The organism is Algoriphagus sp., from assembly GCF_039969895.1.
In the GTDB taxonomy this organism is placed as follows: Bacteria; Bacteroidota; Bacteroidia; order Cytophagales; family Cyclobacteriaceae; genus Algoriphagus.
In genome coordinates this window covers 531,827-548,294 of sequence record NZ_JBDVMZ010000014.1, presented here as the reverse complement: position 1 = coordinate 548,294, position 16,468 = coordinate 531,827, and the positions used below count along the sequence as shown (strand labels likewise).

The following is a 16,468-nucleotide window of genomic DNA, read 5'->3' as shown; positions in this document are numbered from 1 at the left end:
AAAATTAAAGAATTGATTGAGCAGCGTCGCTGAGGGAACTCAGGTGGAATGATTCAGCGCATTCCGATGCAATCGGAAGGGTCGGGGGTTCTCCCGATGCATCGGGATCAACTCCCACATTCAATCCCGGATTCTATGTTCGGGATTTTTTTTGTTTAAAAAAATAGGCTGCCTCAAATTTTGAAACAGCCTAGCGTTTTTTCGAATTGTACTTGTTGTTTACTCAAAATTCAACATAAATCCCGCTCTGAACCATCTTCCTGGCATCTGCACAGTTCCAGCTTCCATGTAGTCTGCATTGGTGATGTTTGAGGCTTCGGCAAAGAACCCGAGCTTTCCCGTTCTATTGTAATCTGCCCGCATATCCAGTAGGAAATAGGGTTCCTGGTTCATTCGTTCCACATATCTCATTTTGGTATTCCATTCCAGCTTTTGCCCTATTCCCAGTAGTACTCCTCCAATCGCCTGGTTTTTCAATGCGGTCAAGGCATACCGGGTTTCTATTCCAGGCTGATTGATCAAGTCTGCATTGATGTAGTTATAGGAAATCATAAACTCCTTCACATGGATGGTTCTACCGGTTGGGCTCACTCTATAATTCAATGAAGCCTCTATTCCATTGAACTTCACCTCACTGAAATTCTGTGGTTGCCAAGGCGTGTTAGCATCTGGTCTGGTCCATTCGATTAGGTTATCCGTGCTTCTATTGAAGTACACTAGCTCTGCAAATAGTCCTGATTTGGACCATTTTGCTCCAATCTCATAGTTTTGTGCCTGCTCGGGTAGAAGCTGGTCATTCCCAATGTTAGTTGGGCCCACGTAATACAGATCGTTATAAGTTGGGATTCTGTAGCTGATCCCGTACCCTGAGTAAAGTCTAAGCTCCTTCGTTGCTTGAAAACCCAGTTCAGCTCCGGGGAAATGTTTCCAGCCAAATTCCGAATAGTAGTTGGAATACACACCAGCTCTTAAATCCACCTTTGTACCAAAATTGACTAATTGTTCCAAGAAGATTCCAGTCAACACGCGGTCACGGTTTCCAAGATTTGTACTCTCGATGGCTTCTTTTCTAGTCTCAAGACCAAAGCCAGTGGTACCAAGCTTAGTCTCAAAATTGCCGTTTGCCTCAAGCGCAAAAACATCTGTGGTGTGGAAGTTTTGATAAAATGAAGGCTCATTTCTCTTCAGGACGTATTCGTCTTTATTTCTTCTAAAATACCCTCGGGTGTTGAGGTAGAAATTGTCAAGAGTCAATGTGTGACTCACTGATGCTGAGGTCGTCTGGACGCTTTCCCACTGGTCAGGAAAAGAACTGGAGTAAAAACCATTGGCTCCAAAATTCCGATCCGTGTAGGCGATCATGCCTTTTAGCTCGTTTTTCTCATTGATAAGCAGGCCGCCTTCATAGAAAATAGTACTCACCTGATAATCCGAGTTGTACCAATGGCCATTCGAATCATCGTAAGAAATCGCCAAGTTTTGCTTGTAATTTCCAACTGGAAGAGAGCCGGCAAAATTGACACCTTTCATCCCGAAGTCACCGGCATAGCCTTGGACTCTTGCATAACTTCGATCACTCAATTCGGTGATGACATTGATTGCTCCGGCGTATGCATTTTGGCCAAAGACTCTGGACGCAGGACCTTTCAACACTTCCACTCTATCTATATTCACTAGCGGCACAGGGATGTTCATCATGTGATGACCTGTTTGTGGATCACTCAGCTTGATACCGTTGAGAAGCATCAGCGTCTGCTCAAATGATCCGCCACGGATACTAATGTCTGATTGCACACCTGTGACGCCCCGTTGTCTCACATCGACCCCGGGCACAAAGGATAATACCTCAGCTAGACTTCGTGCAGGTGAAGTTTCTATTTGGCGCTTGCTTAGCAGAGAGATGTTTCGGCTTTGTTTGGAAAAAGGTATCTGGATTCTGTTTTCCTGTATGATTACTTCCCCAAGATCCTGAGTAGTGCTATCCGTTTGAGCTTTTAGAATTGAATTAAAAGCCATTAGTACTAGAAAGAGTAGATTTTTTTTCATGAAGCTAATTGTAAATAATCAGTCAAATTTGCGGCATAATTATGCTTTTTCCTATGATGCATTTCTTCTAAAAATTGGTTAAAGGGAAGCATCTGCTGTAAATTTTACTGGAGCTTAAAGCCTTAATTCTTACTTTTAGGTCTAAATCAAAAAAATAGTATGCGCAGGAACATTATAGTTAAGCTACTTTTTGCAGGAGCCATGCTCGCAGGAGTAAGCAACTCTTTTGCTCAAGAAGTAAAGGAGAATAACCAAGAACAATTTGGAGAATTCATCAATCGGAAAGGTACTTACACTAGAACTGCCTCAGGCAAACCCAATGTGGGATACTGGCAGAATAGGGCCGATTATCAGATAGCTGTCACACTCAATGATCAGGATCATACGCTGTCGGGCAACATTACCCTTACCTACACAAATAATAGCCCGGAATCTCTGGATTTTATCTGGATGCATTTGGAGCAAAATAGATTTACAGAAGATTCCCGTGGTACTTTGACTACACCTATCCAAGGTAATCGCTATAATGGCGATACAGACGGTGGTTATGACATCGCAAACCTTCAGGCTAAAGTTGGTTCTAAAGGGTCTGTTTCTTCCAAACATATCGTGTCGGATACCCGCATGCAGGTGTGGTTCAATGAGCCTATCCCAGCTAAGGGCGGTACTGCGACAGTTTCTATGGATTTCTCATTTAAAGTTCCAGTAGAAGGAATGGACAGAATGGGAAGACTAGAAGTGGAAGACGGATGGATCTATGCCTTTGCGCAGTGGTATCCTAAAGTCGCTGTATTTGACGACATCGAGGGATGGAATATTGAACCTTACTTAGGTGCAGGTGAATTCTACTTGGAATATGGAGATTTTGATTACAAAGTGACTGTACCGTATGACCACATCGTGGTGGGTTCTGGCGAACTATTGAATCCGAAAGAAGTCCTCAGCAAAGAACTTCAGGATCGCTATGCTAAAGCGAAAAAAAGCGATACTACTGTGATGTTGGTATCGGCAGATGAGATTGGTAACACCGAATTGACCAGACCTAAGCAGGAAGGGACCATTACCTGGCACTTCGCCATTCAAAATAGCCGTGATATTGCTTTTGGTACCTCTAAGGCTTTTATCTGGGATGCTGCGAAAATCAACTTACCTAGCGGAAAGACAATTTTGGCTCAATCTGCTTACCCTAAAGAATCAGATGGACAGGAAGCATGGGCAAGATCTACAGAATATAGCAAAGCTTCTATTGAGCACTATTCAGAGAAATGGTTTGAATTTCCTTATGCTACCGCAACTAACGTAGCAGCTGACATAGGAGGGATGGAATATCCTGGGTTGAACTTCTGTAGCTATAATTCCAAGGGCGAAGGCCTGTGGGGTGTGACGGATCATGAATTTGGCCACAACTGGTTCCCAATGATCGTAGGAACAAACGAACGTCGCTACGCATGGATGGACGAGGGTTTCAATACGTTCATTAATCATTACAGCACGTTGGAATTCAATGACGGAGAATATCCTTCAAACCTAAATCAAACACGGAGATATCTGAATTTTTTCACTAGCGAAACTAGAGAAGGAATCGATACTTATCCAGATGTAGTTAATCTTGGAAACCTAGGAATGTTGGCCTACAACAAGCCCGCCATGGGATTGTTGATATTAAGAGAGTATGTGCTAGGTCACGAGCGATTTGACAATGCGTTCAAGTCCTACATCAAAACCTGGGCATATAAGCATCCACAGCCGACAGACTTCTTCAATCATATGGAGAATGTAGCAGGAGAAAATCTTTCCTGGTTTTGGCAGGGTTGGTTCTACGGCACAGGCAATATTGACTTGGGCGTAAATGCAGTAATCCCTTATGCAGGAAATTACGTGGTTGTATTAGCAAATAAAGGTGATATGCCAATGCCGGTGCAATTGGAAGTTACCTTTGAAGATGGTTCTACTGAGCTGAAAATGCTTCCTGTAGAGATCTGGCAAAGAGGTGATACCTGGAATTATTTGCTGAAGACAGATAAGAAAGTGAAGTCGGTGGTGATCGATCCAACTAAGCTGCTGCCAGACGTAGATTTGGGCAATGACAGTTGGCCATTGAATTTGTACGACAACTAAAAAGCAAAATCCCGGATGAGAGTCCGGGATTTTTTTATTTTTTTATCACAGAGGATTCGCAGCGATAGCAGGGAATTGCTTTGTTCAAATCTTCAGGCCTGTCTGTCTAAAGGGAGGCAGTACTTGCTTCCTTTTAGGCTAAAGAATGCAATGAAATTTGCACAAGCCTGAACCCGAGAGCTGTACGGGATTGCAACAATTCGTTTGCAGCGATAATTGAAATTACCCAGCGCTATCAATAATCATCATTAATCTCCAGCCACATTCCATCTGGATCCTGAATGTATATTTGGCGAATTCCATCTACTCGAATAGTTACTTTTCCTTTTTCTCCCACCCAGCTTTCGAATGGATAATTGGTGTCTTGGAGGGTTTTGATGAAGGCATCCATGTCCTTCATACTGAAGCAAAGGTGGTTCACTTTGGAAATCTGAGTAGGTACATTCGCTGCCTCGATGATATGAAGTGCTGCTCCACCTCCGATATCATACCATGCGTGGAGGTTGTCTTTGAAGGGTTCTTCAATCTCTGTCAGGCCAACAATGTTTTCATAGAATTCCTTGCTGGAATTCAAGTTGCTGACATGAACAGCAATATGGTTGACTTTGATCTGGGCAAAAGTGCTCATAGTGATTGCTACTAGTAAAATGGTGAATAAGGTTTTCATGGATTTGAGATGAGTTTAATAGACCTAATGTTAGCGCATTTGCTGGTAGTTTAAAAATAAAAGTGGATATAATAAACAGGGAGCATCCGCTGTGGCAGATGCTCCCTGATAGTTTTTCGAAAGAATTTTCTATTTATTCTTCCTCTTCTTCAGCAGCCTTTCTCAGGTCTGTTGCAGAGTCAATTTTCTCCGCTTCCCCAAATAATTTGATGGCTTGCTGATAGACTTCGTTGATGTCATTGACTACTTTATAGAACGCGCTATCGTCATAAACTTGTCTGGCGAGGTGCGCTTTGATCAAAGTTTTGAGGTATGCCTTTGACTTGTTGAAGTCTTTCGCATCAAACTCCACCTTATTTTTCTTGCCATATTCTATCAGATCTTCTAGCATCGCATCAGTGACTACATAGTCAGCATAATATTGATCTACAGTCATGTTTTCAAACTTTGCTTTGTTGTTATTAACAAAATCAAGGATGTATTCTCTCGGCGTATCTGAATTGAATAGTCTATTCACATAAGCCGAGGACATCGTAGTGTCCCACGGCACAAAGTAATCTGGCATGATACCTCCGCCACCATAAACTGTACGACCTTTGACGGTTTCATATTTCAGACTGTCGTTGAATTTTATACTGTCTGAGGAGAAAAGCTCACCATGCTCAAATCGATTCATGAAGTCATTTTCATAAGCCTCGTAGTCCGTACCATAAGGTTTTTGAATAGATCTACCTGACGGAGTGTAATACCTCGCGATGGTTAATCTCAACTCCGCGCCATCTGCCAAATCAATAGGCATTTGGACTAAGCCTTTCCCGAAGGATCTTCTACCTACGATTAATCCACGATCGTTGTCCTGAATAGCTCCAGCTAAGATCTCAGAAGCAGAGGCAGATCCCTCATTTACTAGAATAATCACAGAGCCATCTTCAAACATCCCCGGTCTGAAAGCAGATACCACCTGATTGTATTGTTCTACTTTTCCTTCCTGAGATACGATAATCGCCTTCTGGCCCAAAAGCTCATCTGCCATGTAAATGGCTGCTCCCATATAGCCTCCCGGATTTCCTTGAAGATCGATGACCAATTTCTTCATGCCTTTGCTTTTTAGATCTGCAATCGACTCTTTGAACTCATCGTAGGTAGTCGCTGCGAAACGAGTCACTTTTATGTAACCGATTTCATCATCTACCATGTAGGAGGCATTGATGCTGTATTGTGGGATTTTGTCTCGGGTGATCTTGAATTCGATCAGTTCCTTCTGATTTTTACGTTTCATGTCCACCACGACTACAGAACCCTTTGGTCCACGCAGTTTTTCGAAGACATCTCGATTAGTCACACCCACACCTGCCATTAGTTCTCCATCTACACGGATGATTTGATCACCGGATTGGATGCCTAGCGCTTCGGATGGGCCGCCAGTCAGGGGAGCCACCACGTAGATGGTATCACGAATGATTCCGAATTCCACTCCGATGCCATCGAATTCTCCGTCCAATTGGGACTGGGCGATAGAAGCATCTCGCGCAGGAATGTAGCTGGTGTGTGGATCTAAGTGCTCCAGCATTTTGGTGATGCCGTATTCTATCAATTCTCCAGAATTGACACTGTCCACATAATCTCGATCTACGTAGGTCATGATCTCCTGCAGTCTATAAAGTGCAGCCCTAAGATCATTTTGATTGCCTTTAGGTTCGGCAAAAGTTGCCCCAATCCAGATGCCGGCTGATATAGCAATCGCTATAATGATTGGCAGACGGATTTGGGATTTTGTATTTTTTGTCTCGCTCACGACTTTCTCTTTCAGTTGGTTATTTGTTTTTATTGTTGTTCGAACTTACGCTAAAACACCCTCTTTTTGGTTAGTGTTTTGATAAAGCTAATAAATGTTTATACGAGGGGAAGGTATAATGGCTGAATTTATTCCCCTTTTTTCTGTTAAAAAAATTATTTTTGCATGATGCAAACTGGAAATGATTTTGAAAAAGCCTTGGTGGGAGACTTAGTTTCTGAAAACTACGTCTTTGCATCTGTGCTCCATTATTTCGGAATCAGCTTTTATCAGTACACTTCACAATCCCTGGAGGATGTTTGCAAAAAGCATAAGGTTCATGCTTCTCAGGTGATTACGGAGTTGGAATCCTGGGCGCAAAGAAAAGAACCAACTACCGAAGAGCTTTACCTGAATCCCATCGAAGTTTTGGTCGCTTACTTGAAAAAGAAGCACTACTATTTTGTGCGTCAGGAATTACCTTTCCTTTCCAATATCATATCGGGAATCGATCCGGAACCGCTTTATGCTCCTCTAGTGGCTGATTTGCGAATTATGTTTCCCTTGTTCGTGGAGGATTTTATCCATCACATTCATGAGGAAGAAAGTAGGTTGTTCAAAAGAATAGAATTGCTTCATGACGTCGAAGAAAATAGGTTTTCTCTCCTCGATGCCATCACTATTTTGCAAAGAGATCCAATTCATAAGTTGGCAGATCAGCATGAGATTCACGACGATGAAATGGAGGGAATCAGAAGATTAACGTGTGATTATTCGTTAGCTGCAGATGCTCCGCTTACGATGAAAGTACTCTATCATGAGCTGCAAAACTTCGAGCATGAACTACGAATTCACGCCAAAATCGAAGATGAACTTCTTTTCCCAAAAGCTGTTGAACTGGAGAGAGAAGCGCTCCGTCAACTCCAAAAAATAACTAGAAAAAACTGATGCCCAGAATACTCGCGATTGATCTGGGAACCAAGCGTACTGGCCTGGCTGTCACTGACACATTGAAAATGCTAGCCAACCCTCTGGAAACCATCGAAACTTCCACACTTCTTGATTATTTGAAAAAGTACTGCGAAAAGGAGGAGGTAGATACCTTTGTTCTGGGTTATCCCACCCGTTTGAATGGGCAGGACAATGAGATGACTCCCAAAGTTATTACGATGAAGGATAGGCTGTCGAAGGCTTTTCCCGATAAAAAAATAGAACTCGTCGATGAGCGATTCACCTCCAAAATGGCCATGCAGAGCATGATCGCCATGGGGAGTAAAAAGAAAGACAGAAAAGAAAAGGCCGGAAACCTAGATAAGGTGAGCGCGGCGATTATTCTACAATCCTATTTAGAGAAACAATGATTTACCCAATAGTTGCTTACGGTAACCCGATTTTGAAGAAAGTAGCCGAGGAGATTGCTGAAGGAACCGACCTCGATGAGCTGATCAAAAGTATGTATGCCACCATGGATAATGCCAAGGGGGTAGGCTTGGCAGCTCCACAAATTAATCAGGGAATTAGCCTTTTTGTGATTGATAGCACGCTGATGCTGGACGAGGAGGACGAGGAAGTGGGTATTCGCAGAGCGTTTATCAATCCTATTATTTTGGAAGAATATGGGGATGATTACAGCTTCGAAGAAGGATGTCTGAGTATTCCCGATGTTCATGCAGAGATCACAAGGCCGGATACTTTGACTATTGAGTATTACGATGAGAATTGGAACCTCAAGGAGGAGGAATTCTCAGGCATGACTGCTCGGGTGATTCAGCATGAATTTGATCATTTAGAAGGGATTTTATTTATAGATTACCTGAAAGGCCTCAAAAAACGACTTGTCAAATCCAAACTGATTGACGTCAGCAAAGGCAAAGTTTCTACAGATTACCGAATGATCTATCCTTTGAAATGATCAAATCTCCCCAACTCAACATAGCATTAGTTCAAACGCAACTTTATTGGAAGGATAAAGTGGCGAATCTGGCGATGCTGGAAGAGAAAATGTGGGAGATCGAGAATGGAGTTGATTTGATTATCCTCCCTGAGATGTTTCCTACAGGGTTTAGTATGGATGCAGCTGAGTTAGCGGAGCCCATGAACCTGAATGTCTGCAAGTGGATGCGTCAGATGGCTGCGCAAAAGAATGCTACCATTACCGGAAGCGCAATTATCCAAGTCGATGGCAAGTATTACAATCGGCTGCTTTGGATCAGTCCGGATGGAATGATCCAGCATTACGACAAGCGGCATCTTTTTCGGATGGCTGACGAAGATCAATCTTTTTCTGCGGGGGATCGACTTCCGATTTTTGAATTGAATGGCTGGAAGATTTGCCCGCAGGTTTGTTACGACTTACGATTTCCGGTTTGGTCGAGAAACAGAATGATTGAGGCTAAGTTGGCTTACGACTTGATTTTTTACATAGCCTCTTGGCCAGCAGCGAGAGTTTCTGCCTGGGATATGCTGTTGCCGGCAAGAGCGATCGAGAACTTGGCTTATTGCATAGGAGTGAATCGAGTAGGTGAGGATGGAAACGGAATAGCATACAATGGGCACTCTGCTGCCTACGACTTCAAAGGAACCCAACTGGAGTTTCTGGGAGAAAGCAATAAGATCTCTGTGTTGACTTTGGATGCTGAGGCGCTTGATTCTTATCGCGAGAAATTCCCAGCTTGGATGGATTCAGATGACTTTATTGTCAAGTAAAACGGTTTTACTTTGACTTTAGTGGAGAAGCAAAATGCCTATTATATTAAAACTCTAAAAGTTTAGACAGGTATATTTTTATTTACTTAATCGAAGTTTCAACGTTCCGAGCGCATATAGCGAATTTCCACAAGTTTATCTATGTCACTTCGTGGCAGGCAGAAAGTAACCAGAAAAAACCGAGCCGCGGTCTTTTCTTGCCTCAGGCAGCTGTGGTTTTAAGTTGAAATGAAGTGACAGCGGAATTTTATGATGCCTTGCACACCTAAAAAAGATTCCCTCCCCACACCTGGCTAATTTTTAAAAACGCCTGACAGGAATTTTCTTAGCGACTTGTCCTCTCGTACCTCGGGAGCTAAGTCATTTTTTTAACGGTTTGAAAACCAGCCCAAAACCGAAAATCCCGAACGGCTCAACCATCCGGATACTTCCTCTGGTAACGGTTATCCCAAAACAACCCTGTTTCAGCACCATTAAATTCGTGATATAATCAATACTAGCTAGGTTCTATTTCTCAACCGGAAAAAAGAAAACATCTCAGCTAGTGCATATACCTACATAGATGCCATTTCCGTCTCCCGTCTTCTGTCTGCTAAATCGGGAATAGGAATCAATTGGTAAATCCGGGTATTTCCAGATAAAATAATCCTTAATTCAGACCCTCAGTACTTTACGCCGGCGGGATTTGAAACAAGGATATTTTCCGTATTTTAGCCCCAACATTTTAAGACTTTGATCCGCTTTTTCCATTCCATTTCACTTACAAAATGGATTTGACCAGTGATTGGTCAGTGGAGGGATCAGGGTGAAACTAGCCTTTTTGAAATCTAATAACCATGAGCAATCAAACTCCAAAAATTCTCTACACGCTGACCGATGAAGCTCCGGCTTTGGCGACGTATTCTCTTTTACCGATTGTAGAAGCATTCACTAAATCCGCCGGAGTGTCCGTAGAGACTCGAGATATCTCCCTCTCAGGAAGAATTATTTCCAGTTTTCCTGAATACCTGAAACCTGAGCAGCAGATCCCTGATGCATTGGCTGAGTTGGGGGAAATCGCCAAAACTCCAGAAGCAAACATTGTCAAGCTACCTAATATTTCAGCATCCATTCCTCAGCTTAAAGCTGCGATCAAAGAGCTTCAATCTCAGGGATACGCGCTTCCTGATTATCCGGAAGAGCCAAAAACTGACATGGAAAAAACGGTAAAAGCAAAATACGATAAAATCAAAGGTTCTGCCGTCAACCCAGTTCTCCGTGAAGGAAACTCTGACCGTCGAGCTCCACAAGCTGTCAAAGCTTATGCTAAAAAGCATCCTCATTCCATGGGCAAATGGTCTGCGGACTCCAAGTCTCATGTGGACAGCATGACGGAAGGGGATTTTTATGGAAGTGAAAAGTCTCACACCATGGTTGATGAAGCTGTCGTTTCCATTGAGCTGCATGGAGATTCTGGAAAAAAGGAAATACTAAAATCAGGCTTGAAACTTCAGGCAGGAGAGATCATAGATGCTTCTACGTTGAGCATCGCTGCGCTAAAGAGTTTCTTGAAAAAAGCTATAGCGGATGCTAAAGCGCAACAGGTCCTTTTTTCTTTGCACATGAAAGCAACCATGATGAAGGTGTCAGATCCTATCATCTTTGGTCATGCGGTGAACGTGTTTTTCGAGCCTGTTTTCACTAAGCATGCTGCAGCACTAGCTGAGATCGGCGTGGATGTGAACAACGGTTTCGGAGACTTATTCGCCAATCTGGATAAGCTTTCTCCTGAGCAAAAGGCCGTGATTCTTGCCGATATCGAAGCGTGTTATGCTGATAGACCAGATTTGGCTATGGTAAATTCTGATAAAGGAATTACCAATCTACACGTGCCGAGTGATGTAATTATCGACGCTTCTATGCCAGCGATGATCAGAACTTCTGGTCAGATGTGGAACAAAGCTGGGAAACTTCAGGACACCAAAGCCGTCATTCCAGATAGATCTTACGCTGGAGTGTATGAAGCTACCATCAACTTCTGCAAAGCGCATGGCGCGTTCGATCCATCCACGATGGGTTCGGTGCCAAACGTAGGTTTGATGGCTCAAAAAGCAGAAGAGTACGGTTCTCACGATAAGACGTTCGAAGTTCCGTATGCCGGCGAAGTTAAAGTGATCGATCAAAATGGAAACGAAATCTTCTCGCATAAAGTAGCTGCCGGTGATATCTGGAGAATGTGCCAGACCAAAGATGCACCAATTCAGGATTGGGTGAAGCTAGCGGTGACAAGAGCGAGATTGTCCCATACTCCAGCTATTTTCTGGTTGGATCCGAATAGAGCGCATGATGCTGAATTGATCAAAAAAGTGAACAAGTACCTGCTTGATCACGATCAGACTGGACTGGAGATTTCTATCCTTTCCCCAATAGAGGCAACCAACCTTTCATTGGCTAGAATTAAGGAAGGTATGGATACGATCTCTGTGACTGGAAATGTGTTGAGAGATTACCTTACAGATTTATTCCCGATTTTGGAATTGGGTACTTCGGCCAAAATGCTTTCGATCGTTCCATTGATGAACGGTGGAGGGTTGTTCGAAACTGGCGCGGGTGGATCTGCACCTAAGCATGTGGAGCAATTTGTGGAGGAAGGCCACTTGCGTTGGGATTCCTTGGGTGAATTCCTTGCGCTAGCAGTTTCTTTGGAGCATTTGGGACAAACCTTCCATAATGAAAAGGCTTTGCTTCTAGCCGAAACGCTAGATCTAGCCACTGGCAAATTCCTGGAAAACGATAAGTCTCCAGCTCGTGTAGTAGGGAAGTTGGACAACAGAGGAAGTCATTTCTACCTGGCATTGTATTGGGCTCAGGCACTTGCTGCGCAAACTAAAGATGCTGAGTTAAAGGCCAAATTCTCTGTGCTAGCTAAGGCGCTGGAAGCAAATGAGCAAGTGATCGTGCATGAGTTGAATAGCTCTCAAGGTACGCCATTAAACATTGGAGGTTACTTCAAGCCAGATGCGGCATTGGCTTCACAGGCAATGAGGCCAAGTGCTACGCTGAATGAGATTTTGACGACTTTAGTATAAAAGAAAATTAGTATAAGTAAAAGCCATCCTGAGTAATTGGGATGGTTTTTTTGTTTAGCTACTAGCGGTACATATCAACCTTTAGTAATGTTGAGAAATGAAATTACTCCCGATGGCGGATTACACCGAGAATCTATCAACAGTGCAATCGGAAAGGCTACACACTCCGCTGAGGTCTTTGAAAAGTTCGACTCCCTTCGGAGTCGGTAAAATCTTTGGGGAGTTGGCTAAACCACGGGTTTCCCCCATGGTTATTGAGAGGTTTGAACCCGTTCGGGGTCTTTCCCTTGGTCAACAAATATCGTTTGCCAATTGAGATTCTGAAAGGTGATTGGATCGGTTTTGAAAAAGACGGCAAAGCCGTCTAACCTTTCAATAACTTTAGGTGAAACCTAGGGAACAATGTAAAGGATGAAGAGGACAACAACCCTGAAAGGGTTGAACTTCTAGGATCCTCGATAGGCATCGAGAGGAATTACCTCCCGGCAACTTTACGTGATCCAAAGATCATAAGTCCTGTACTTCTGTCGGGATTACAACCAGCGGCGTATTCAAAACCTATTCAACTTTTACTTGATCTATTTTGTATCCCTCTTTCACTGCGATTTTTACAATTTCCTGGACATTGCCAATTGTCCATTCAGTAGAGACTACAAATTGGATATTATCTGAACTCGTTAATATTTCATCCTTGCGGACAAAATGCCTTTTTCTGTCCATGTGACTATACTTTTGAAGTACAACTTTAAGTTCATTGATCACACCTGTCGACCCTTGCAATTCATCTCGGAAAATATTCTTGAGCTGACTAAAGGTTTTCTGCCGATCATTATTGAATAGTCTGACAAACTCCAATACAAACCTGTTTTTAGGAAGCCTTACTCCATTTCCATTAATGATGATTTTTGTTTTATCCTTTTCATATGGATTTTTTGTTTTTAAAAAGTTACTTGATGATTTTTCCTTTTTCGAAATTAAAATTACCTCCTCCAAAATATCCAAGCTACGTATTTCAATTTTCACCTTATTCAGAACCGCATCGATGACTTCACTTTCGTATTCCTGAAAATGCCGCTTTACAAGTTCTTTCGTCAGATCTTGGAAATCATCCGATGTAATTCTTTTGACAAGTTCTTCAACTTTGGTTTTCTGATAGTTTTTTTTGAGGAATTCTGCCGCGACTCCATGAAGTGCTTCGTGACTAAAACTTTCCTTTGAAAATAAGGTGACAAATTCTTCACCGGCTTTTGAATCTTTTTCAAACTTAATTCTCCCAATCAGCATAGCATTTTCTTGCTCATTCGATGGCCCATCGTAGAATACCTGGATTTCCGGACCAATCAATATACCAAAAGGCAACTTGAATTGGCGCATGTAGGTTGAAAGTTGGACTTGGTTCTGTTCCGACAAGGGACTTTTTGGCTTTTTAATCTCTACTACAAACAGTTTTTGACCCGTTAAATTTGATTTGATTAGAAAGTCAGGTTTTAGGCTGTTTTTAGTGGACCCTAGTTGAAAACTTGGTCGGATTTCAAAATCCCCTGAATACTCTTCCCAGCCCAAAATGCCCAAAGCCCTGTCAACGAATACTTCAAATTCCCTTTCGGAGATATCACCAACTATCTTCTCAGAGAGATGGTAGCAGAGTTTATTCCATTTTTCCATATTGATAATTGGTATGATTAGAGTTCAAAAATCTAATTTTTCTTGGCATTGATAGCTTTAAAAGGCAGACGTCATAATTAATATTCTCCGATTCAGGCAGAATTGCAAATCCCAAATGATATAAAGGCGGAGTTACAAACTCCGCCCAGTCAAACGCTTATTCTCAACCCAGTAGAGGCATTAAAGCTTAGAGTTAAGAACAGAAGCATGATGCAAATACCAAAGCTGAGGACTTTGGTAAATATTAGTTGCAGTTTGGATATTAAATTGCAGACGGTCATATATTTTCTTAATTACATTTCTTCAATTCCCTTCCTCTATTCTAATCTCCTCCTCCGTCAATCCATACAAGGCATACACCAAGGCGTCGATTTCGGCATCGAGGCGGTGTAATTACAAATTACACCCAGCGTCAAGCGAACTTCAAAACTGAAAGGTAAAAAACATCGCCTAGGTGGGTTAAACTTTTGAAAAATCACCTAAGTTTAGAAATTACAGGAATTCCAAATCTTAGTTTATCGATTATTTCTGATTCGCTGGTTTCAAACCAATAGAAATTATTGAGATGAAAATTCAAGAATTCATCTACTAGCGCAAAAATCACAAAGTAGCCGTTCCCATACACCTTGATGTATTTATAAATCTTAAGATCTTGACCATCTTTTGCCTTTACTTCCCACCAAACCTCTGTAGGATCAGTCAGGCATTCTTCCAAACAGGAACGATAAGCATATTTTGCTTCCACTGCCATCAACTTCAAATAGTTTTCCTCCCTGATGGACACTTCTCGCTTGGCGTAATCTTCAAAAATCAATTTGCCGTCTTTGTATTTTATTTCTCGTGGCTTCATAGTTAAGGCGATTTAAATCTAAAAATTTAATCTTTATTTCTTGGCAATGATAGCTTTAAAAGGCGGATGTCATAATTAATATCCTCCGATTCAGGCAGAATTGCAAATCCCAAAAGATATAAAGGCAGAGTTACAAACTCCGCCCAGTCAAACGCTTCTTCTCAACCCAGTAGAGGCATTAAAGCTTAGAGTTGAGAACCGAAGCATGATGCAAATACCAAAGCTGAGGACTTTGGTAAATATTAGTTGCAGTTTGGATATTAGATTGCAGACCGTCATATATTTTCTTAATTACATTTTTTCAATTCCCTTCCTCTATTCTAATCTCCTCCTCCGTCAATCCATACAAGGCATACACCAAGGCGTCGATTTCGGCATCGAGGCGGTGTAATTACAAATTACACCCAGCGTCAAGCGAACCTCAAAACTGAAAGTCAATAAACTAAGCCTAAGTGGGATCCCAAAGAAGGAGTGAAGAAGTTCTCCTAGTTTCTGAACTTCTTAAAACCTTATTCCTCCTCAAAACTCACCCCATTCGTCCGCATAAACTCTTTGATCACCGAGACATGGATGCATTCTCCCAGGTGGATAAATGCATAGTCATTCACTTTTTTGGCCTTGCCGTGGGCGATGATTGCCTTTTCCTCAATGTCAAAACCTAAGTGCAAATGCTTAGTCCGACTTTGCATCCCAAGTATTTTCCCTTCTCTATCAAAAAGCGGCCCTCCACTCTGGCCACGCAAACCTGGAGTACTCAACTCCATTCCATAGACTTTTCCTTTTTTATCTCCGAGAAAACGAGTAAGCATTCCTTCGATCGGGAATCGGGGTGAGCGCATATTTCCCGTATTCGTCCATTCTAAAGATTGATTTTGCGCATTGAGTTGATAATTAGAAAACTCTGGAAATGGAAAACCAAGTCGGCAGAGCATCGCACCAGGATGGATGTCAGCATGCTCTTTTTTGAACTTTGGAACATTGGTAAAAAGCGTTTTCGCAAAGCCTTCAAACTTGATCAACGCCAAATCATAGTCAGGATGGACGATGAATTTTATGTTTTTGATCTTGTCCACACAGTCCACGAAAGTGATACGCATCTCTGAGGTTTGGTCTGCTTTTAGGCTAAGTTTTTTGGCCAAAGCCGTGCGCTGCCCGCCGCTGAGCTCTTTGCCTTGCTGTAGGTAGGTATTGTACTTTTGATTGATTTGATCGGCGTGGCTTATCCATTGTGCTACATGCTTGCAGGTCAGTGCATAGCCTTCTTGGTTGACAAAAAATAGGGTGGCAGAACCACGTTGGATCTGGGAACTGCCAAAATTTCTGGAGATAGAATGTATCGCTCTGGTGAATCCGGCTGTTTCGAGAATTGCTTTTTCAAACATAAAAATGTGCTTTAAATGAGGCTTCAAAATAGCCAAAAGCTTTCGCAATACGCCTTTTTAGGAGTTTTTAAGAAAGTATTTATCCTCGGAATCGATTGAATTTATTTGGCTTCATAGATAGTTTGGGCTAGCCAAATAAATGTAATAACTTAGCCACTCCTCAGGGTTTTTTAGCCAAAAGTGGTCTGAATG

At 42.3% G+C, this 16,468-nt stretch carries 12 protein-coding genes; 6 read left to right on the top strand and 6 right to left on the bottom strand.

Annotated features, from left to right (window positions below; genetic code table 11):
- Positions 1-219: 219 nt before the first annotated feature.
- Positions 220-2,046, bottom strand: a complete 1,827-nt coding sequence (locus ABJH64_RS13645) for a TonB-dependent receptor (RefSeq protein ID WP_348274348.1) — start codon at positions 2,044-2,046, stop codon at positions 220-222.
- A gap of 159 nt (positions 2,047-2,205) precedes the next feature.
- Between ABJH64_RS13645 and ABJH64_RS13640 the strand changes: the two genes are divergently transcribed.
- The gene (locus tag ABJH64_RS13640) at positions 2,206-4,164 is read left to right on the top strand and encodes a M1 family metallopeptidase (RefSeq protein WP_348274347.1); all 1,959 of its coding nucleotides are present in this window, start codon (positions 2,206-2,208) and stop codon (positions 4,162-4,164) included.
- Between the two features lie 235 nt (positions 4,165-4,399).
- On the opposite strand, the gene ABJH64_RS13635 is transcribed toward ABJH64_RS13640, so the two are convergent.
- The gene (locus tag ABJH64_RS13635) at positions 4,400-4,831 is read right to left on the bottom strand and encodes a VOC family protein (RefSeq protein ID WP_348274346.1); all 432 of its coding nucleotides are present in this window, start codon (positions 4,829-4,831) and stop codon (positions 4,400-4,402) included.
- Positions 4,832-4,964: 133 nt separating this feature from the next.
- Complete coding sequence (locus ABJH64_RS13630) at positions 4,965-6,626, bottom strand: S41 family peptidase (protein ID WP_348274345.1); 1,662 nt, start codon at positions 6,624-6,626, stop codon at positions 4,965-4,967.
- Positions 6,627-6,794: 168 nt separating this feature from the next.
- Between ABJH64_RS13630 and ABJH64_RS13625 the strand changes: the two genes are divergently transcribed.
- The 5 genes from ABJH64_RS13625 to ABJH64_RS13605 all read left to right on the top strand — a co-directional run bounded on the left by ABJH64_RS13625 (position 6,795) and on the right by ABJH64_RS13605 (position 12,379).
- Positions 6,795-7,553, top strand: coding sequence for a hemerythrin HHE cation-binding protein (locus ABJH64_RS13625; protein ID WP_348274349.1), 759 nt, complete (start codon positions 6,795-6,797; stop codon positions 7,551-7,553).
- Positions 7,553-7,966, top strand: coding sequence for a Holliday junction resolvase RuvX (gene ruvX / locus ABJH64_RS13620; RefSeq protein WP_348274344.1), 414 nt, complete (start codon positions 7,553-7,555; stop codon positions 7,964-7,966). Before ABJH64_RS13625 ends, ruvX begins: the two co-directional genes overlap by 1 nt.
- Positions 7,963-8,517, top strand: coding sequence for a peptide deformylase (gene def / locus ABJH64_RS13615; RefSeq protein WP_348274343.1), 555 nt, complete (start codon positions 7,963-7,965; stop codon positions 8,515-8,517). Before ruvX ends, def begins: the two co-directional genes overlap by 4 nt.
- Positions 8,514-9,311 carry an amidohydrolase gene (locus ABJH64_RS13610; RefSeq protein WP_348274342.1) on the top strand — a complete coding sequence of 266 codons (798 nt, stop codon included), beginning with the start codon at positions 8,514-8,516 and terminating at the stop codon, positions 9,309-9,311. The genes def and ABJH64_RS13610 overlap by 4 nt, the downstream gene beginning before the upstream one ends.
- Before the next feature lie 836 nt (positions 9,312-10,147).
- Entirely contained in the window at positions 10,148-12,379 is a 2,232-nt protein-coding gene (locus ABJH64_RS13605; RefSeq protein WP_348274341.1) for an NADP-dependent isocitrate dehydrogenase, read from the top strand.
- 558 nt (positions 12,380-12,937) lie between these two features.
- Here ABJH64_RS13605 and ABJH64_RS13600 read toward each other — a convergent pair.
- From ABJH64_RS13600 to ABJH64_RS13590, 3 genes are all read right to left on the bottom strand, one after another.
- Positions 12,938-14,044, bottom strand: a complete 1,107-nt coding sequence (locus ABJH64_RS13600; RefSeq protein ID WP_348274340.1) for a hypothetical protein — start codon at positions 14,042-14,044, stop codon at positions 12,938-12,940.
- A gap of 475 nt (positions 14,045-14,519) precedes the next feature.
- A complete protein-coding gene (locus ABJH64_RS13595; RefSeq protein WP_348274339.1) occupies positions 14,520-14,894 on the bottom strand; it encodes a PBECR2 nuclease fold domain-containing protein in 375 nt (124 codons plus the stop codon).
- A 509-nt stretch (positions 14,895-15,403) separates the two neighbouring features.
- Positions 15,404-16,276, bottom strand: coding sequence for a serine protease (locus tag ABJH64_RS13590; RefSeq protein ID WP_348274338.1), 873 nt, complete (start codon positions 16,274-16,276; stop codon positions 15,404-15,406).
- Between the last annotated feature and the right edge of the window lie 192 nt (positions 16,277-16,468).

Coding starts and splice junctions, on each gene's coding strand:
- ABJH64_RS13595 (WP_348274339.1), bottom strand. CDS start 14,894: ATGAAGCCACGAGAAATAAAATACAAAGACGGCAAATTGATTTTTGAA.
- ABJH64_RS13605 (WP_348274341.1), top strand. CDS start 10,148: ATGAGCAATCAAACTCCAAAAATTCTCTACACGCTGACCGATGAAGCT.
- ABJH64_RS13645 (WP_348274348.1), bottom strand. CDS start 2,046: ATGAAAAAAAATCTACTCTTTCTAGTACTAATGGCTTTTAATTCAATT.
- ABJH64_RS13590 (WP_348274338.1), bottom strand. CDS start 16,276: ATGTTTGAAAAAGCAATTCTCGAAACAGCCGGATTCACCAGAGCGATA.
- ABJH64_RS13600 (WP_348274340.1), bottom strand. CDS start 14,044: ATGGAAAAATGGAATAAACTCTGCTACCATCTCTCTGAGAAGATAGTT.
- ABJH64_RS13625 (WP_348274349.1), top strand. CDS start 6,795: ATGCAAACTGGAAATGATTTTGAAAAAGCCTTGGTGGGAGACTTAGTT.
- ABJH64_RS13610 (WP_348274342.1), top strand. CDS start 8,514: ATGATCAAATCTCCCCAACTCAACATAGCATTAGTTCAAACGCAACTT.
- ruvX (WP_348274344.1), top strand. CDS start 7,553: ATGCCCAGAATACTCGCGATTGATCTGGGAACCAAGCGTACTGGCCTG.
- ABJH64_RS13640 (WP_348274347.1), top strand. CDS start 2,206: ATGCGCAGGAACATTATAGTTAAGCTACTTTTTGCAGGAGCCATGCTC.
- ABJH64_RS13635 (WP_348274346.1), bottom strand. CDS start 4,831: ATGAAAACCTTATTCACCATTTTACTAGTAGCAATCACTATGAGCACT.
- def (WP_348274343.1), top strand. CDS start 7,963: ATGATTTACCCAATAGTTGCTTACGGTAACCCGATTTTGAAGAAAGTA.